The organism is Streptococcus mitis (genome assembly GCF_946188585.1).
Lineage (GTDB): Bacteria > Bacillota > Bacilli > Lactobacillales > Streptococcaceae > Streptococcus > Streptococcus mitis_DG.
This window is the reverse complement of sequence record NZ_CAMHVI010000003.1, coordinates 236,972-257,194: the sequence shown is the minus strand read 5'-3', so window position 1 is coordinate 257,194 and position 20,223 is coordinate 236,972. Positions and strand designations below refer to the sequence as shown.

Here is a 20,223-nt window from a genome sequence, read left to right as displayed (position 1 = left end):
CAACCAGATAGCCCACGTTGGCCAGGAACCGTTGAAAACTTGGATAACAAGGAAAGTGTTAGCCGTACCATCCATTATGTTTACGAAGATGGAAGCAAGGCTAAGGATGATGTGGTTGAAACACTGAACTTCAAACGTTGGAGCAATGTCAACTTGGTAACAGGTCATATTGACTTCCAAGACTGGACAACTAATGATGATACGTTTGATAAAGTGGTCTCTCCAACCATCGCAGGTTACACAGCGGATAAATCAGAAATCCCAGCTGTAAGTGGAGTTCAAGCGAAAGACCAAGACCGTGTTGAAACAGTTACTTACCGTAAGGATGCTCAAAAAGCTATTATCCGTTATGTAAGCACTAACGGTAACCGTGTTCTCACAACAGATGAAGTGACAGGTAAGTCAGGTGAAGCCATTGCCTACAGCACAACAAGTCAAATCACAGAATTCAAGAAACAAGGTTATAAGCTTGTTAGCGATGAATTCACAGCAGGTGGTGCGAAGGTTTATGACTACGATACAGCACGTGACCAAGTCTACACTGTAACCCTTTCAGAACGTGTTGAACCAGTTAACCCAGATAACCCAACTCCACAACCAAACACACCAGTTAATCCAGGACAACCAGATAGCCCACGTTGGCCAGGAACCGTTGAAAACTTGGATAACAAGGAAAGTGTTAGCCGTACCATCCATTATGTTTACGAAGATGGAAGCAAGGCTAAGGATGATGTGGTTGAAACACTGAACTTCAAACGTTGGAGTCGTATTAACCTAGTGACTGGTCAAATTTTCTTCCAAGACTGGACAACTAATGATGATACGTTTGATAAAGTGGTCTCTCCAACCATCGCAGGTTACACAGCGGATAAATCAGAAATCCCAGCTGTAAGTGGAGTTCAAGCGAAAGACCAAGACCGTGTTGAAACAGTTACTTACCGTAAGGATGCTCAAAAAGCTATTATCCGTTATGTAAGCACTAACGGTAACCGTGTTCTCACAACAGATGAAGTGACAGGTAAGTCAGGTGAGGCCATTGCCTACAGCACAACAAGTCAAATCAATGAATTCAAGAAACAAGGCTATAAGCTTGTTAGCGATGAATTCACATCAGGTGGTGCGAAGGTTTATGACTACGATACAGCACGTGACCAAGTCTACACTGTAACCCTTTCAGAACGTGTTGAACGTGTAACACCGAAAGATCCTAAACCACAACCAAACACCCCAGTCAATCCAGGACAACCAAATACACCAAATTGGCCACGTACTGTCGAGAGAATGGAGAAATTGACTCAAACAATAACTCGTCGTATCAACTTCCGTTACCTTAAAAATGGAAAAGCTGCATATGGAACGATTGATCAACATATCAGCTATGAAAGAAATGCTCTTGTGAATTTGGTTTCTGGTGATATCAATTATGAACAATGGAAGATTACTGGTATTAAAAACCAAGATGTTGTAGCTCCAGTAGCATCTCAACCATCAGCTACAACTCCTACAGTAGCAAATAATAGTGTAACAAGAGTTGTAAGATCATCTAGTGTAAGACTAGCTTTAGCTCCACAAGTTACTAATTCTCAAGAGTCTCCATTAGGCTTAACTGTGACAGAAAATGGTGAGCGTTCAGTACGTCGTTCATCAAGAGGTAAACGTGCCACTGTAGCAGAGCCAGATAGTTCAACTAATTCAGAAGCTGATTCATCTGTTAATGCAGTGTTCAAAGCAGTACGAACTCCTATTACACCAAAATTCTATGCTACTGTGAATAAAATAGGAACGATGGAGGTTAACCCAAATTCTCCTCAAGATACAGAAGTTAATGTCGACTTGAAAGAAATGGGACGTATTGTAGCAGTCAATAATAAAGGACAATATATCAATGAACAAGGAGAGGTTGTACAAAACATTGAAGACGCTCTCTATAAGTACTATGATAATGATCCAAACGATGCAACAAAAGCAGCGGAAACAAAAATTCCTGCGGCTCCAAAATTCCATGTATTAAATAATACGCAACCAACTGTTTGGGGATATAATATTGTTGACAAGACAATCGAACCAAATGATGAATCTGATCCTGATCGTATCGGAAAAGATACCTTTGTAACATATAATGAAATTATTGATCCAGTATCTAAGGAAACAGAGCAAACTGTGAGCTTTACTGGTGCAGATTCTGCAACTCCTAAAGATAATGTGCAAAATGATTTTGTCTTCAAGGGATCATATAATGAAGCGACTAAAGAAACAACTTGGGAAAACAAGAACCATACCTATGGCATAGTTAAAGTCCCAGTTGTGGCAGGATATTTTGCTGATAAATCAGAAGCTGGTGCTAAGACAGTTACGCCAGATTCACCAAAAGCAACAGATACAGTTACATATAAAGCTTTGGGTAAAATCATTCCAGTAGATGCTTCTGGAAATGTGATTGTAAATGCTCCTCAACCACAATACATGAATGATGCAAATGATCCTCGTAAAGCTGGAGAAACTGCAGTACCTGAAATTGTAGGCTACAAACCAGAGCGTACAAGTGTCACACCTGAAAATCCAGGTGAAGATACAAAGGTAATTTACGTCAAGAAAGATCAAGTTGCAGTGGTTCGTTATATAGATGTTGATAATAAGGATGAGGTCGTTCATACAGACAATGTTACTGGTAAATCTGGAGAAAAGATTGCTTATACGACAGAAACTGTTTTGAAATCATTGATAGAAAAAGGGTACTTATTACAGAAAGATGGTTTCCCTACAGATGCAACTTTTGATACAGATGAAACTAAAGTTCAAGAATATACAGTTCTATTGAAACATAAGATCACTGTTAAAAAAGATGTTCCTAAAGTAGTAGAGAGAACGATCCATTATGTATTTGCAGATGGTACAAAAGCAAGTGAAGATCACCATGATCAAGTAAGTTTTTCACGTATGTTAAGTATCGATAATGTAACAGGTAAAACTACAAGTACATCTTGGGTTTCTGAAGATGGAGTGACAAGTTTTGACGAAGTGGTATCTCCAACCATTGCAGGATACAATCCTGATCTTGCTAAGGTAGATTCGGTTCAAGGAATTACAGCAGAAACTGGAAATCAAGTTGTAACTGTAACTTATAGAAATGTTCAACCAATTCCACAAGTTACACCAACTCCGGTTCCAACGCCCGCTCCAGCTCCCAAAGTGCCATCAGCAGTTCCAAAAGAGGGAGAAAAAGACCTTCCAAAAACTGCGGGTCACTCTTCTGGTATGGCTCAAGCTCTAGGAGTACTTGGCTTAATTGCTGGATTCAGTTTAGTTGGAAAAGCAAAAAGAGATGAATAAAATCAAAACGAAACTCTAGACGACAAAATATTGTAAGTGTAGTGTTTTAGGGAGTGAGAATGTATGTCAATACAGCATCAATTCCACTCCCTTTTTTATCATAAAATAGTTAGAGAGAAAAAATATGTATTCAAGAGTAAAACGGAATCAAATGAATAAGGTAAACAAGTATTCCATTAGAAAATCAAGTTTTGGTGCAGTATCTGTTGCTGTAGCTGCCTTGATGGTTTTTGGTACTTATTCAGGTGTGGGTGCAGATGAACAGAAAGTAGATTTGCATCGTACTGAAAAAGAAGAACAAAAAGTATCTGAAAAACCAGACGATACCAAGCAAAAAAATTCAGAGGAAAAATTAGCAGAATTGTCTTCCACTCTTCAAGCTCCAGTTTTGGAAAAAGAAGAATTAGATATCAATGCCCTTCTAAAAAAGGAAGCAGAATCTAAAGTGGCAGCTGAGACAAAAAATTCTGACTCAAAAGAATTAACTTCTAAAGAAGTAAAACCTAGCGAAGAAAAAACTACTTCACCTGCTTCAAGTGAAAAGGTAAAAGAAGAAAAATCAATCGAAAAAATTACTTTGGATCAGGTTGTATCAGAAGCAGAAGTTTTAAATCAAGTCGCTTTACGTTATTCTCAAGAAGCAGAACGTAAAGCTGAAGAAAAAGCCTTAGTTCAAGCAGCTGTTAAGGCAGCTACCATTCAGATTTCACAATCAAAAGCCTTGTTAAAAGATTCATCTGTCAGTGCAGAAAATCTTAAGACTCAATTAAATCAACTGTATTCAGCTATCGAAACAGTGTATACTGAGTTACAACGTGCAGGACATGGCAAGAAAATTAGCGCTAGTCTATCGCCAATTCAAACACAAGATGTAGCTATCGATAATGGAAATATTATTGCTAATGGTACAATCGACATGGCGGACCGTGTGACTTCAACAGGTATTGCTGATTATCGTTTCCAATTAAAATTTAAAAATGGTGCCTATCATAAGGGAGATATCTTCACAATTGGCTTGAAGGAATTACCGCAAGACAATAATCTTCCTCAAAAATTGGTTGCTGAAGGTAAAGTATTTGCAGAACGAGTGAGTCTGGTTCAGAAAAATGATAATGCCAAAGCTGGAAGCCTTTCATACTGGGCTTCACGTGGAGATCGTGACGTTGCTTTGGACACAAAAGAATCATGGGATTTAGTTGACAAAGGAAGTCATATTGAAGCAATATACCGTTTCACTGACGAAATTGAACGCTTAGACGATGTTACTTTTGAACTTCAATACAGAGGTGGAATTCGTTATCCTCGAGTGAATGTGGATAAGTCTGTAACTGGTGTTATCTCAGTTAATGGTCAAAATGTAGTCACTAAGAATTACACTGTGATTAAAACAGATATAGGAGCACCTAAAGTTTATGAAACACCTACTACAGCTAACTTCACAGGTGATGTGATGTTGGACGATGATGGAAGTATCAAGACATACAACAGTACCCTTCGTATCGGAACATGGAAATCAAACTTTAGTGCAGGGACTCGTTTCACTGTTCGTATCAATGATACAGAATTCAATAAGTTTGCTACTGTTGGTGAATTTATTGAACGTGGTGCTCACAATGTTGAAATGATAAATACTAGCCCTGATACATCAAGAACAAGGGTAAATCGCCATAATGTTATTTTGGAGGCACCTCGTGAAGAGCCTGGTCAACATGCCAAATTCAAGATTCTTAAGGCAGCAGATAATGAATTAACCTTTGAATTGGTATCTGGAAAGATGTTGGCTGGAAGAACTTATGTATTACGTACAAAAGATTTTGGAGTTGACCGTGTTCCGACAAGTCACACAGTTAATTATCTGAATGAAGCTAGAAATGGTTTTAAATCGAATGTTCCAGGGACATTGACAGTGGTTGATGCCAAAGGTAAAAATCTTACAGACCAATACGAACAAGCTGCTGATTCTGACTGGAAAATTGCCAACCCAGATATGGTTAGAACAGATGGACGCCTTGTATATGGAGATGTAGCTGTTCGCTTCGTTGATACTCAAGGGAAAATGCTTCTTCCTGCCATTGCAGCGGTGGAAAATGGAGGTATCCTTCAAGACAAATTCACTACTGTAAGACCATCTACCAAAATTGATACTAGCTATGTAGCTACTTTAGAGAGGAATACAACTGAGACAGAAGTTCAAGAAAATAAAGGAATTCAAACAACATCTATCACAGCACCTTATTTATTGCATTCACCAAATGGTAAATATTATGTCTTTAAAGAATATGCACAGAATGATCGTTTCTATAGCAATACGAAGACATCTGGTACGATTACACGAGCTCAAGCTAACGTGGTAGCTGTGTACGAAGAAGCTAAATTTGGTAAAGTTGATATTCAATATCGTGATAAAACAAGTCAAGCTATTTTAGAAACATTCAATACACCACATGATAAGAGTTCAAATCTCATTAACTTGTTGGGAAATAACTATGATGTGACTGCTAAAGTTCCTGAACGTTTCGAAAAAGATGGTGTAGTATATGTCTTGTCACAAACACCTGCTAATAGTAAGGGACATTTGACACAGGCTGATATCCATGTTGTTTATGATTATCTTGCTCAACAAAAAGCACAGATTAAATACCTCAATCAAACAGAAACAAGTCCTAAAGTTTTAGGAAATGTGGATAGTGTAGTTGGTCTTCCAGGTGAAACAATTGTTTATAATTCAAAAACTCGTATTAATCAATACCTAAAACAAGGATATGAATTAGTACATGATGGTTTTGCAAAGGCTAATGATAAACGTTTCGACAGTGAAAAACAAACTGATCAAGTATTCTCAGTTCAATTAATCGAAAAAGTTGTGACTGTTACAGCAGATGATCCAAAACCAATTGCTGGAAATCCATTAGTAGCAGGAGATGCATTGTCACCTGTTTGGCCTAAATCGGTTGAAAACTTAGATACACTGAGAAAAATGACCAAGCAGACGATTCACTACAAATATCAAAAAGATGGCAAACAAGCTTTCAAAGATGTAGTTCGATCTGTAGTTTTTGAAAGAGTGGCGAGAGTTAACCTCGTTACTGGTGCAGTTATTTATGATAATTGGAAAATCACAAGAATTGATGATAAACCAGTAGCGTCAGTGGATACGACTGTTCATAAACCAAATGTCACTCCACAAGGAGTAACAACTATTGCAGCAACTCCTTCTAGTCTAGGGAATGGAATTTCTATCAAACCAGTTTTGACTGTTCCGAATCCAGTTGTTGCATCATCACCAATTGTTGCAAAACCCGTTGTATCGGTAAAACCAGTAACACCGGTTAAACCAGCAGTGTCAACTCCGGCTAAGCCAGCACCTGTAGTTAAACCAAAACCGGTAGCACCATCAACACCGGTCAAACCAGTAGTTTCGACACCAGTAACTCCAGCGCCTGTTGCCACACCACAACCAGTTGCTCCAGTGAAACCAGTAGCACCTGCACCGGTAACACCTGTTAAACCAGTAGTATCTACTCCAGCTACACCAACACCAGCTGTGCAACCAAAACCGGTAGCGACTACTGATTCAAAACCTAGCTTAACTCCAGCTGAAGCTTTAGCTGCAATTAAACCAACAGATTTTTCTTCACAAACATCTGTTAATAAGAAAACAGAGACAAAACCTGTTCCTGGTGGAACGGCTACGACTACAACTACAACGACAACCACTGTTACCTCAAATGCGGCAACAGCGGGTCCAACAACACCGATTGTCACTATCACAACAAATGAAACCGAAACTCATTCAGAGGTGACAAGTGTCATTCATACTGGTACTACTAGCCACACTCATGTGGTCGGAGTTGTTACAAAACCAAACGTAGTTGTTACTCATCCAAAACCAAGTGTTCAGCCTAAACCGCATTTAACGAGACCTCATCATGGACCAGTACACCATGTTCCTTCACGTCCAGGTAAACAAGTTAAACCAATTAGAACTGGACCAGGAACTCGTGGTCATGCTAGAAGACATCGCTAAATATAAAGTGTTAATACTGATTTAATTAGCAGTATAGTATTAAATAGCACAAAAAATGAGCCACTTTAAATTTAAAGTGGCTCATTTTTATATTAATGACTTCTTAAAATTTTCTATTTTTTACTGAACTGCTGCGACCAAGTCTTGAGCTTGTTTTTCAAGTGAGTTTAGGACGGTTTCGTCAAGAACCAATTTTCCGTCTGCCCAGGCAGAGTCATTAACACGTGCAGCAGTGAAATCACCAACTACTTGTGTACGGATAAATGGCAAGAGGTCTTTGTAGATAGCGAAAAGTTGATCGTGACCTGCATTGGCTACAGATGATACTGTGACAAACTTGTCTTGAAGGGCAGAAGCGCCACGTGTATCAGACAAGTCAAGGGCACGAGATAACCAGTCAAGCAAGTTTTTCACTGTACCAGGGATAGAGAAGTTGTAGACTGGAGAGAAAATCCAGATGGCATCCGCAGCGAGAACTGCTTCACGAGCAGCAGCTACAGCTGGATGTGTTGGAACTTCCAAATCTTGGCTGAAGAGAGGAAGGGCTGAATAATCAAGGTAGCTAACTTCCGCTTTACCAGCAAGTGCTTTCTCAGCTTCGAGAGCCATTTGGTGGTTGAAAGAACCTTGACGTAGTGATCCGATGATAAATAATACTTTTTTAGACATGATGTGTCTCCTTTTTCTTAAATTTCCGAGAATTCTCTCGTTGTTATGGAATATATTACAACAAAACAAAAGGACTTGCAAGAAATTTGCTCAGAGTTTATTTGAAAATTATAAAATTGCTGAAACTCTAGTCAGTTGCCACTGGAAAAGTAAGAACTGTTTTTTAGATTTTGGTTTTCTTTGATTTTATAGGAGGATTCCAATATTCTCTTGTAATATGATGATATAAGTGCTAAAATAAACAAGAAAACTCGCAATAGAAAGCGCAGAGCAGCTATTTTCCGGTATCATTTCATAAATCATTAAAGGAACAATAATGGCATTGAAGAATGCTTCTAAAAGGGGTGGAGATCATGTAAGACAAAGATTAACAAGTGACGGACAAAAGAAATAATAATACACTTGTTAAGGAGAAAAGATGTTAATAAGAAATTATCGGAAAAATATTGGCCTGATGGCTGGAGTTGAGTTTTTTGCATTTCTAGGGATTACCAGCTTTTGGATTCTCTTTCTCAGTCAAAATGGTATGTCTCTTTGGCAGATTGGACTTCTGGAGAGTATTTTTCATACTACCAGTCTTCTCTGTGAAATTCCATCTGGTATGTTAGCTGACCGCTATTCCTATAAGACCAACCTTTATTTAAGTCGTATAGCAGGGATTGTGTCTTCTATTCTTATGTTGGCTGGGCAGGGAAATTTTTGGATTTATGCGCTAGCTATGGCGATAAGTGCCTTGTCTTATAATTTTGATTCAGGAACAAGTGCAGCAATGGTCTATGACTCGGCTGTAGAGGCTGGGCTAAAGGAGCGCTATCTATCCATTTCAAGTTTCCTATCAGGAGTGTCAGAAGGAACTCGTTCTTTGGGGACAGTGTTGGCGGGATTTTTTGTCCATGGTCAATTGCATCTGACCTACTATATCATGATTGCCACTTCTATCATAGTTCTTGTCTTGATTTGTATGCTGAAAGAACCCAGTGTCAAGCTAGAAAAAACTGATAGTGTGACCATGAAACAGATTATTTGGACTGTTAAGGAAGAGTTGGAGCGAAATCCCATGCTCTTCAACTGGATGATTTTGTCTCAGATTGTTGGTACACTCATGTGCATGTTTTATTTTTACTATCAAAATCAGTTACCAGATTTAAGTAGTTGGCAAATTTCAGCAGTTATGCTACTTGGAAGTCTCTTGAATATTGTCGCAGTCTATCTAGCGAGTAAGATTGGAAAGAAATATGCCGCCTTGAAGATTTTCCCTATCCTCGTCCTGCTGACTGGAGTTACCTACCTGCTGTCCTACTTTGGAACACCTCTAATCTATATTTTGGTTTATTTGATGAGTAATGCTCTATATGCTCTTTTTCAGCCGATTTTTGACAATGATTTGCAAGAGCGGCTCCCAAGTGAAGTAAGGGCAACCATGCTGAGTGTCTACTCTATGATGTTTAGCCTGAGTATGATTGTGTTTTTCCCGCTGACAGGCTGGTTGATTGACCATTTAGGCTTTGTGCTAACATTTCTTTATCTAGGCTTCTTTTTAGTCATGATTAGCCTTCTACTGCCTGTATTTTTAGGAAAAATGGCTAAAAGAATGGATGATAAAGTGATTCTATAGATTAAAAAACTTACGAAAACTTGAGTATCAAAGCTCAGGTTTTTTAATAGGTTGATTTTAGAGCTGTCTTTACTGTTCTTGCTCGGTTTTAAGCAAGAAAAATTGGTTTACTTTGAAGGGAGAAATAGAATTGGTTGCTTATACTCAATGAAAATCAAAGAGCAAACTAGGAAGCTAGCCGCAGACAGTACTTGGGTACGGCAAGGCGAAGCTGACGTGGTTTGAATTTGATTTTCGAAGAGTATTCTTGCATTCGCTTGTAATAAAGCTTAATAGATGGTAAAATAGACGAGTGAAAAAAAGACAAAACAAAGCAAAAAATAATCTACTGTGGCAGTATGGTCTAGGGATGACGATTTTGTTTGTGGTTATCAGTGCTTCCTTTCTGTATCTAGTGTTTCTGAGTATGAAACCCTATCAAACTGCTAAAAGTGAAGGAGAAAAATTAGCTCAGCAGTATGCAGGATTAGAGCAGGCTGATCAGGTTGACTTATACAATGGCTTGGAATCTTATTACAGCGTTCTTGGTCGTAATAAACAGCAAGAATCACTTGCTGTCCTGATTGGAAAAGATGACCATAAGATCTACGTTTATCAGCTAAATCAGGGTGTGTCACAAGAAAAAGCAGAAGCTCTTTCTAAGGAAAAAGGAGCTGGCGAGATTGACAAGATTACCTTTGGCCGTTATCAAGATAAGCCAATCTGGGAAGTCAAGTCAGGCTCTAATTTTTATCTAGTAGATTTTGAAACAGGAGCATTGGTCAATAAGGAGGGCCTATGAAACTATCCAATCGTGTTTTAGAAATGGAAGAAAGTGTGACTCTGGCTAGTGATGCAAGAGCAAAGAAGTTAAAGGCTGAAGGAAAAGATGTACTTTTCTTAACTTTAGGTCAGCCCGATTTCCATACTCCCAAAAATATTCAAGATGCAGCTGTTGCAGCCATTCGAGATGGACGTGCTTCTTTCTATACGGTAGCTTCAGGTTTGCCTGAGTTAAAAGTAGCAGTTAATACCTATTTTGAGCGTTATTATGGTTATTCCGTAGCAGCCAACGAAGTCACATTTGCTACCGGTGCTAAGTTCTCACTCTATACTTTCTTTATGGCTGTAATCAACCCTTTAGATGAGGTTATTATTCCAACTCCATACTGGGTTAGTTATGGAGACCAGGTCAAGATGGCAGAAGGGATTCCAGTCTTTGTTCAAGCTAAGGAAGACAATCACTTTAAGGTGACCGTAGAGCAGTTAGAAGCAGCTCGTACAGATAAAACTAAGGTTTTGGTGTTGAATTCGCCATCCAATCCGACAGGAATGATTTACACCCGTGAGGAACTCTTGGCTATCGGAAATTGGGCTGTTGAACATGACATTCTCATCCTAGCAGATGATATTTATGGTCGTTTGGTCTATAACGGGAATGAGTTCGTACCAATCTCTAGTCTATCAGAAGCCATTCGCAAGCAAACCATTGTTATTAACGGTGTATCAAAAGCTTATGCCATGACAGGTTGGCGAGTAGGTTATGCAGTGGGTGATCCAGAAATCATCGCTGCTATGAGCAAATTGACAGGTCAAACAACTTCTAACCTAACTGCTGTTTCACAATATGCAACTATCGAAGCCCTAACTGGACCGCAAGATTCTGTGGAAGTTATGCGTCAAGCATTTGAAGAACGTCTCAATACCATCTATCCACTCTTGTGTGAAGTCCCTGGTTTTGAAGTTGTAAAACCACAAGGAGCTTTCTATCTCTTTCCAAATGTCAAAAAAGCTATGGAGATGAAAGGTTATAGCGATGTAACAGCATTTACAACGGCTATTCTTGAAGAAGTTGGTCTGGCCTTGATTACAGGAGCAGGATTTGGAGCGCCAGAAAATGTGCGCCTCAGCTATGCGACAGACCTAGACACGCTTAAAGAAGCAGTTAAACGCTTGAAAGCATTTATGGAAAAATAAAAGAAAAAGAAAAGGAAAAATAATGACAAAACGTGTAACGATTATTGATGTAAAAGACTATGTTGGTCAGGAAGTGACGATTGGCGCTTGGGTTGCCAACAAATCAGGAAAAGGTAAAATCGCCTTTTTGCAATTGCGTGATGGAACTGCCTTCTTTCAAGGTGTAGCCTTTAAACCAAACTTTGTAGAAAAATTTGGTGAAGAAGTGGGACTTGAGAAGTTTGATGTCATCAAACGCTTGAGCCAAGAAACGTCTGTTTATGTGACAGGAATTGTTAAAGAAGACGAACGCTCTAAGTTTGGTTATGAGTTGGATATCACAGACATCGAAGTGATCGGTGAGTCTCAAGATTACCCAATCACACCAAAAGAACACGGAACAGACTTCTTGATGGATAACCGTCACTTGTGGCTCCGCTCTCGTAAGCAAGTAGCGGTTATGCAAATCCGCAACGCTATCATCTATGCAACTTATGAGTTCTTTGACAAGAACGGTTTCATGAAGTTTGATAGCCCAATTCTTTCAGGAAATGCGGCAGAAGATTCAACAGAACTCTTTGAAACAGACTACTTTGGAACTCCAGCCTACTTGAGCCAATCAGGTCAGCTTTACCTTGAAGCAGGGGCTATGGCCCTTGGCCGTGTCTTTGACTTTGGTCCAGTATTCCGTGCTGAAAAATCAAAAACACGCCGTCACTTGACTGAGTTCTGGATGATGGATGCTGAGTACTCATACTTGACACACGATGAGTCACTTGACTTGCAAGAAGCTTATGTAAAAGCTCTTCTTCAAGGTGTTCTTGACCGTGCCCCTCAAGCCTTAGAAACCTTGGAACGTGATACAGAACTATTGAAACGCTACATTGCAGAGCCATTCAAACGCATCACTTACGATCAAGCCATTGACCTCTTGCAAGAGCATGAAAACGATGAAGACGCTGACTACGAGCATCTTGAGCATGGTGATGACTTCGGTTCACCACACGAAACTTGGATTTCAAACCACTTTGGTGTGCCAACATTTGTCATGAACTACCCAGCAGCTATCAAGGCCTTCTACATGAAACCAGTTCCTGGGAATCCAGAGCGCGTGCTTTGTGCAGACTTGCTTGCTCCAGAAGGTTACGGAGAAATCATCGGTGGTTCTATGCGTGAGGAAGACTACGATGCATTAGTTGCTAAGATGGATGAACTTGGCATGGATCGTACAGAGTATGAATTCTACCTTGATCTTCGTAAATACGGTACAGTCCCACACGGTGGATTTGGTATCGGTATCGAACGTATGGTAACCTTCGCAGCAGGAACAAAACATATCCGTGAAGCTATTCCATTCCCACGTATGTTGCACCGTATTAAACCGTAAATAAAATAAAAAAGTTATTATAATAAAAAGAAGGGTAATTCCTTCTTTTTGTATTTTGGGTACAAAAATATTATACAAAAAGCGAGAATATATAGATCTTTTTGGTTGACTGGTGTTAAAAATATATGATAAAATTGAATAATGAGTATTGTGTTGTAGTTTCGTTAAAGAAGGCTTTCTTTAGCAGGAGAGGCAGGGGATATGAAGGACTTCAACCGTATTCTAAATCAACATATATATAAATAAGGAGAAAAAATGTATTCAAGAATGGAAAAATACCATGGTAGAAGAGCTCAGCGCTTTTCTATTCGTAAGTATAGCTTTGGTGCGGCTAGTGTTCTTTTGGGAACTGCTCTTCTTTTAGGAGCAAATGCTGTTAAAGCTGATGAGACAAGTACTGCTTCTACAAAAACTCCAGAAGTTACAAATTCTGATAAACAGAAACCTGATTCAGCCATAACAACACCAGTTGTTGAGGAACTTCCTGAATTAAAGATTGATACTGTAAAAGCAGATGAAAAACCTGAAGTAAAAGAAGAAGTTAAAACTGAAGCTAAACCTGTAGCAGAAAAAGAAGTTACCGTTAAAGCTGAAAAAGAAACCCCAGCTAAAGAGCAAACTGATAAAAAAGAAGCAGACAAAGAAAAACCTGCGAAGAACGAAACAGAAAAACCACAAGATGAAGTGAAGACAGTTCTTACTCAATTGACTTCAGAAGCTGATGTTATGGCAACAGTAGCCTCAAACTTCTCAGATAAAGAAGTGAAAGATGAAGCATCTAAACAAAAGTTATCGGCTGCAATTGCTACAGTGAAGCTTGAAGCAGTAGCGTCTAAAGGATTGCTTTCATCTGATGCTTCTAAAGACCAAATGGTAGCTCAAGTGAACCGTCTTTCTGCCGCAATTGAAGCAGTTTATGCTGAAATGAAACGTGCGGGTCATGCAGGTAAAGTTGAAGCTGTATTAGATGGTGCAGCAACTCAAGACCAAAAAATCGTAGGTAAAGATGTTGTTAAAGATGGAGAAAAAGTTAAATCTATAACAAATGGTTATATTACGATGAATGCTGATAATACAGCTCCTAAAGCATGGGGATTTGATTCAACAATTGATACTACAGATTTACAAGCAGGTTCAATTACAAAAATCGAAGTTACAAACTTAGCTGAGTTTGGTGCTGCCTTCCCTGCAGGAAAAGAAATTACTGCAGCAGATGGTACTGTAATCGGTAAAGTTAAATCTATCGACTATAGAACATCAACAGGAAACAACAATAACAAATCTGTACCATATTGGGCGCAACGTACACAACGTGGAATGACTTATGATCAGCGTGTTGCTGAACAACCAGCTGTTGCTAATGAAACGGGTACATATACTTACAACATTGAGTGGAACGCGAAAGTGAAAGATTATCCTATAGTTTCATTTGGTGCTGAAAACTTATCAGGTGGTGGATACTTAGCTCCGCAAATCTCAAAAGATACAGATTATAAAGCTACTATTAAGATCGATGGCAGAACAGTTGTTGAACATACCTATACACGTAAAGGTCAGAAAGCAAGTTTCTCAAAACAACCAACATCAGCTTCATTAAGATCAAATAATGGTTTAGGATATGTTTCTAATGTACTGAAAGGTAAGAGTGATACTCTAGAGATTAATACAGATTCAGACATCCGTTATGGAGTAGGGTCTAAATTTACTATTAAACTACCTAATTCTGAATTTACAGAATTCAAAGAACTTCAAGGAAGTACTGACTTTGTAAATGGTCTAAATACAGCTTCAACTCTTAACCCTAATAAAGGAGACAGTATTACCTACCGTCTTGCCAACCGTTGGGCAAACGTTAAAGCTAATGAAAATAATGTTTGGATTCTTCAAGATGGTCGTGAAGGTGGATTTACATTAACTCCAAAACTAATCTCTCCAACAGAATTAGAAGTAACTGTAACAGAAGGATACATCCAAGAAGGTTCTAATATCTCGTTATCTCTTCAATCCTTAGGTGTAGAGAAAGTAATTAAAGATAAAACTTTAACAAGTGAATTCTCTAATGTTACTTATAATGAATTTGGGATTATTACAGGTGGAACAGCAGGGAATGATAAAACGGCAGCTACGTTAACGGTCTCTGGTGGAACATCTATTAGTGGTGAAAAAGAAGATGTAACTACAACAGTTGCAAATGGTTGGGAAATCAACGCATCTGGAACACCTTTAGGAGAACCACCAACAGGAGCAGTAGTAATTGGACTTAAAGATCTTGAGACTGGTAAAATTATAGGGCATGCAACTACTAAATACGATGGTAATCGTCCGTTAAATGAAGATGGTACAAAGGATAATACTAATGTCCTAGGTAAAAAATACGATGTAGCTGACTATATTCCACCATTAATAAAAGAAGTGGGTGAAGAAGAGTACATCCTTGCAGACATCCCTACAACAGGAATTGAAGGTACATTAAGTGTAACGAACACTAGAGTTCGTGATTTATATTCTACTGAAGAATTGAAAAAGAATGGACTTAATGCTTCAGCTTATGTTACGCCAGTAGATTACAATTATGTTAAGAAAACAAAAGTAGAAGAAGTAAATCGTACAATTAAGTATGTTTATGCCGATGATGCACCAGGTCTTGCAGGACAACAAGTATTTGATCCAACGACTCAGACTGTAAGCTATAAAGGAACTGTTAAGACAAATGCTGAGGGTAAAGCAGTAATTGGTTCAAATGATAAACCAATCTACATTAACTGGAAAGGTATTGGAGATACAAATCTTCCAGAAGTAACAGTACCTCAAAAAGAAGGATACATTGCAAGTGTAGAAAAAGTTCCGGTACAGCCAACAACTGCAACAGATGAAGATTACGAATATGTAGTAACTTACTCACCAATCCAAAAAGCTAAAACAACATTTGTCTACCAAGACAAAGATGGTAATGTTAAGCAAGTGGAAGGTAACACGCCAATCTCTGAAACAGGTAAAGGTGGAGACAAACTTACAAAAGCAGATGAAATCGCTGCGAGAATCAAAGAAGCTCAAAACAAAGGATATGAAGTAGTTTCTAATACATATCCAACAGATGGCGTCTTTGATAAAGATGTTGACACTGACCAAGAGTTCACAGTAACACTTAAAGAACGTGTTGTACCAGTTACACCAGATCAACCAAAAACACCAGGAACTCCAGTAGATCCAAATAACCCAGACGGACCTAAATACCCAGCTGGCTTGGAAGAAAAAGATCTAAACAAAACAGTAACACGTACAATTACATACGTATACGAAGATGGCACTCCAGTATTAAACGAAGACGGCACTCCAAAAACAGTAACACAAGAAGCTAAATTCACACGTGAAGCGAAAGTTAATTTAGTTACAGGAGAAGTTACATATGGAGATTGGACTCCAGCACAAGATTTAGCTGAAGTTAAATCACCAGTAGTTAAAGGATTCTTAGCTGACAAAGCAAGTGTACCAGTAGTAAACGTAACAGGTGATTCTGAAGATATCAAGGAAGTAGTAACCTACAAACCACTTGGTTCATGGGTACCAAACATCCCAGGTCAACCAACAGACCCAATCAAGTATCCAAACGATCCAACAGATCCAACAAAACCAGGACAACCAACAGAAGTAGTACCATATGTACCAGGATACACTCCAAAAGATGGCAATGGTCAACCACTTAAACCAGTAGATCCAAACGATCCAACTAAAGGTTACGAAGTACCAAGTGTCCCAACTAACCCAGGTGAGGATACACCAATCAACTATGTGAAGGATACGCAAAAAGCTAAGACTACTTTCGTAGATGAAAAAGGAAATCCAATTCCAGGTGTTGACGCTATTACTGAAGAAGGTGACTCAGATACACCATTAACAAAAGAAGCTGATGTAAAAGCGAAAATTAAAGAACTTGAAAACAAAGGATATGAATTAGTATCTAATACATACCCAGAAGGTGGTAAGTTCGATAAAGATAAAGACACTGATCAAGAGTTCAAAGTAACACTTAAAGAACGTGTTGTACCAGTTACACCAGATCAACCAAAAACACCAGGGGCACCTGTTGATCCAAACAACCCAGACGGACCTAAATACCCAGCTGGTTTGGAAGAAAAAGATCTAAACAAAACTGTCACACGTACAATTACTTATGTTTACGAAGATGGAACTCCAGTATTGAACGAAGATGGAACTCCAAAAACAGTAACACAAGAAGCTAAATTCACACGTGAAGCCAAAGTTAACTTGGTTACAGGTGAGGTTACATACGGAGATTGGACACCAGCTCAAGACTTGGCTGAAGTGAAGTCACCAGTAGTAAAAGGATACTTAGCTGATAAAGCAACAGTACCAACTACAAAAGTAACTGCAGACTCAGAAAACACTACAGAAGTGGTAACATACAAACCACTAGGATCATGGATTCCAAACATCCCAGGACAACCAACAAATCCAATCAAGTATCCAAATGATCCAACAGATCCAACCAAACCAGGACAACCAACAGAAGTAGTACCATATGTACCAGGATATACTCCAAAAGATGGAAATGGTCAACCACTTAAACCGGTAGATCCAAACGATCCAACTAAAGGATATGAAGTACCAAATGTCCCAACAGATCCAGGAAAAGATACAGTAATTAACTATGAAGCAAATGACGCTAACCTAGTAGTTAAATATGTAGATGAAAATGGAAAAGAACTTAAACCTACAGAAACAACAAAAGGAAAAGTAGGAGATGAGTACACTACAGAAGGAAAAGTGATTGACGGATACGTATTAGTACGAGTAGAAGGTGAAGCGAAAGGTAAGATTGGTAAAGACGGTTCAACAGTAACTTATGTTTACAAGCCACTTGGTTCATGGGTACCAAACATCCCAGGACAACCAACAGACCCAATCAAATATCCAAACGATCCAACAGATCCAACCAAACCAGGCAAGGATAAACCAGTTCTTCCGTACGTGCCAGGATACACACCTAAGGATAAAGACGGTAATCCGTTGAAACCAGTAGATCCAAACGATCCAACCAAAGGATATGAAGTACCAAGTATTCCAACAGATCCAAGTCAAGATACACCAATCAACTACGTAGCAAACAAAGCTAACCTAGTAGTTAAATATGTAGATGAAAAAGGCAAAGACCTTCTTCCTGCAGAGACTACAGAAGGTAAAGTAGGCGATGAGTACGCTACAAGTGGAAAAGTTATCAAGGGTTATGTTCTTGTTCGTGTAGATGGAGAAGCGAAAGGTAAGATTGGTAAAGATGGTTCAACAGTAACTTATGTTTACAAACCACTAGGATCATGGGTACCAAACATCCCAGGTCAACCAACAGACCCAATCAAGTATCCAAATGATCCAACAGATCCAACCAAACCAGGCAAGGATAAACCAGTTCTTCCATACGTGCCAGGATACACACCTAAGGATAAAGACGGTAATCCGTTGAAACCAGTAGATCCAAACGATCCAACTAAAGGATATGAAGTACCAAGTATTCCAACAGATCCAGGTCAAGATACACCAATCAACTACGTAGCGAACAAAGCTAACCTAGTAGTTAAATATGTAGATGAAAAAGGCAAAGACCTTCTTCCTGCAGAGACTACAGAAGGTAAAGTAGGCGATGAGTACGCTACAAGTGGAAAAGTTGTCAAGGGTTATGTTCTTGTTCGCGTAGATGGAGAAGCGAAAGGTAAGATTGGTAAAGATGGTTCAACAGTAACTTATGTTTACAAACCACTTGGTTCATGGGTACCAAACATCCCAGGTCAACCAACAGACCCAATCAAGTATCCAAATGATCCAACAGATCCAACAAAACCAGGTAAGGATAAACCAGTTCTTCCGTACGTGCCAGGATACACACCTAATGATAAAGACGGTAATCCGTTGAAACCAGTAGATCCAAACGATCCAACTAAAGGATATGAAGTACCAAATGTTCCAACTAACCCAGGTGAGGATACACCAATTAACTATGTTCCAAATCCTAGGGAAGTAGAAAAACCTGCTAAACCAGCTCAACCTTCTAAACAAGAAACACCTAAATATGTTGAAGGTCAAAAAGAGTTGCCTAACACAGGTACAGAAGCTAACGCTAGTCTAGCATCGCTCGGACTTCTTGGAGCACTAGGAGGGTTTGGACTTCTTGCTCGTAAGAAAAAAGAAGATTAAATCTAATTAGATTTTCTAATAAGAATAAGGAGTTGGATGGAATATCCGCTCCTTTTTCTTATAGTTTGAAACTATAGGATTGCCTAGGAAAGAAGTGTTAGAGGGGACTAACAGTTTTTGGTATAATGGAAGATATTTGAAAGAAAAGAGAAGTGATATGACACAGATTATTGATGGGAAGGCTCTAGCAGCTAAGTTACAAGGACAGCTGGCTGAAAAGACTGCAAGATTAAAGGAAGAAACAGGTTTAGTACCTGGTTTGGTGGTGATTTTGGTTGGGGACAACCCTGCCAGCCAAGTCTACGTTCGAAATAAGGAACGTTCTGCCCTTGCAGCTGGTTTTCGTAGTGAAGTAGTCCGAGTTCCAGAAACCATTACCCAAGAGGAATTGTTAGACTTGATTGCCAAATACAATCAAGATTCAGAATGGCACGGGATATTAGTCCAGTTACCATTGCCAAAACATATTGATGAAGAGGCGGTTTTATTAGCCATTGACCCAGAAAAGGATGTCGATGGTTTTCATCCGCTAAACATGGGGCGTCTTTGGTCAGGTCATCCAGTCATGATTCCTTCGACACCTGCAGGGATTATGGAAATGTTCCATGAATATGGGATTGACTTGGAAGGTAAAAATGCGGTCGTCATCGGTCGTTCCAATATCGTCGGAAAACCCATGGCCCAGCTTCTTTTGGCAAAGAATGCTACAGTGACTTTGACTCACTCACGGACTCATAATCTTGCCAAGGTGGCTGCTAAAGCAGATATTCTGGTGGTTGCAATCGGTCGTGCCAAGTTTGTGACTGCTGACTTTGTTAAACCTGGAGCAGTTGTCATTGATGTTGGGATGAATCGCGATGAAAATGGGAAGCTATGTGGTGATGTTGATTATGAGGCAGTTGCCCCACTTGCTAGCCATATTACACCAGTTCCTAGAGGTGTCGGTCCTATGACCATTACCATGCTGATGGAGCAAACTTATCAAGCAGCACTTCGGACATTGGATAGAAAATAGGAAAAAAGAAGGTAAAATAATGTTTTACCTTCTTTTTA

At 39.1% G+C, this 20,223-nt stretch carries 9 protein-coding genes; 8 read left to right on the top strand and 1 reads right to left on the bottom strand.

From position 1 onward, the window contains the following. Together N8M66_RS05990 and N8M66_RS05985 are read left to right on the top strand one after the other, a co-directional pair. The coding region (locus N8M66_RS05990) for a mucin-binding protein (RefSeq protein ID WP_419991941.1) at positions 1–3,330 on the top strand (3,330 nt) is incomplete at its 5' end. A 151-nt stretch (positions 3,331–3,481) separates the two neighbouring features. Further along, positions 3,482–7,357 (top strand): mucin-binding protein, encoded by a 3,876-nt coding sequence (locus N8M66_RS05985; protein WP_261046194.1) that lies wholly within the window; start codon positions 3,482–3,484, stop codon positions 7,355–7,357. Positions 7,358–7,477: 120 nt separating this feature from the next. Here the strand turns inward: N8M66_RS05985 and N8M66_RS05980 are convergent, their stop codons facing one another. Further along, positions 7,478–8,026: an NADPH-dependent FMN reductase gene (locus N8M66_RS05980; RefSeq protein ID WP_261046193.1), complete on the bottom strand. Its 549-nt coding sequence runs from the start codon at positions 8,024–8,026 to the stop codon at positions 7,478–7,480. Between the two features lie 418 nt (positions 8,027–8,444). Between N8M66_RS05980 and N8M66_RS05975 the strand changes: the two genes are divergently transcribed. The 6 genes from N8M66_RS05975 to N8M66_RS05950 all read left to right on the top strand — a co-directional run bounded on the left by N8M66_RS05975 (position 8,445) and on the right by N8M66_RS05950 (position 20,185). After that, positions 8,445–9,641, top strand: a complete 1,197-nt coding sequence (locus tag N8M66_RS05975; protein ID WP_261046191.1) for an MFS transporter — start codon at positions 8,445–8,447, stop codon at positions 9,639–9,641. Between the two features lie 292 nt (positions 9,642–9,933). Next, complete coding sequence (locus N8M66_RS05970; RefSeq protein ID WP_261046190.1) at positions 9,934–10,422, top strand: DUF5590 domain-containing protein; 489 nt, start codon at positions 9,934–9,936, stop codon at positions 10,420–10,422. Further along, positions 10,419–11,597 (top strand): pyridoxal phosphate-dependent aminotransferase, encoded by a 1,179-nt coding sequence (locus tag N8M66_RS05965; RefSeq protein ID WP_261027717.1) that lies wholly within the window; start codon positions 10,419–10,421, stop codon positions 11,595–11,597. Before N8M66_RS05970 ends, N8M66_RS05965 begins: the two co-directional genes overlap by 4 nt. Positions 11,598–11,619: 22 nt before the next feature. Next, entirely contained in the window at positions 11,620–12,963 is a 1,344-nt protein-coding gene (gene asnS / locus N8M66_RS05960; RefSeq protein WP_000167160.1) for an asparagine--tRNA ligase, read from the top strand. A 255-nt stretch (positions 12,964–13,218) separates the two neighbouring features. Continuing rightward, on the top strand, positions 13,219–19,170 hold the full coding sequence (locus tag N8M66_RS05955; protein WP_261046189.1) for a mucin-binding protein: 5,952 nt from the start codon (positions 13,219–13,221) through the stop codon (positions 19,168–19,170). A 157-nt stretch (positions 19,171–19,327) separates the two neighbouring features. Then, the gene (locus N8M66_RS05950; protein ID WP_261046187.1) at positions 19,328–20,185 is read left to right on the top strand and encodes a bifunctional methylenetetrahydrofolate dehydrogenase/methenyltetrahydrofolate cyclohydrolase; all 858 of its coding nucleotides are present in this window, start codon (positions 19,328–19,330) and stop codon (positions 20,183–20,185) included. Positions 20,186–20,223: the final 38 nt, after the last annotated feature.

What these genes read in the sequence shown, in the direction of transcription:
- N8M66_RS05985 (WP_261046194.1), top strand. Translation starts at nt 3,482, where the DNA reads ATGAATAAGGTAAACAAGTATTCCATTAGAAAATCAAGTTTTGGTGCA.
- N8M66_RS05980 (WP_261046193.1), bottom strand. Translation starts at nt 8,026, where the DNA reads ATGTCTAAAAAAGTATTATTTATCATCGGATCACTACGTCAAGGTTCT.
- N8M66_RS05975 (WP_261046191.1), top strand. Translation starts at nt 8,445, where the DNA reads ATGTTAATAAGAAATTATCGGAAAAATATTGGCCTGATGGCTGGAGTT.
- N8M66_RS05965 (WP_261027717.1), top strand. Translation starts at nt 10,419, where the DNA reads ATGAAACTATCCAATCGTGTTTTAGAAATGGAAGAAAGTGTGACTCTG.
- asnS (WP_000167160.1), top strand. Translation starts at nt 11,620, where the DNA reads ATGACAAAACGTGTAACGATTATTGATGTAAAAGACTATGTTGGTCAG.
- N8M66_RS05955 (WP_261046189.1), top strand. Translation starts at nt 13,219, where the DNA reads ATGTATTCAAGAATGGAAAAATACCATGGTAGAAGAGCTCAGCGCTTT.
- N8M66_RS05950 (WP_261046187.1), top strand. Translation starts at nt 19,328, where the DNA reads ATGACACAGATTATTGATGGGAAGGCTCTAGCAGCTAAGTTACAAGGA.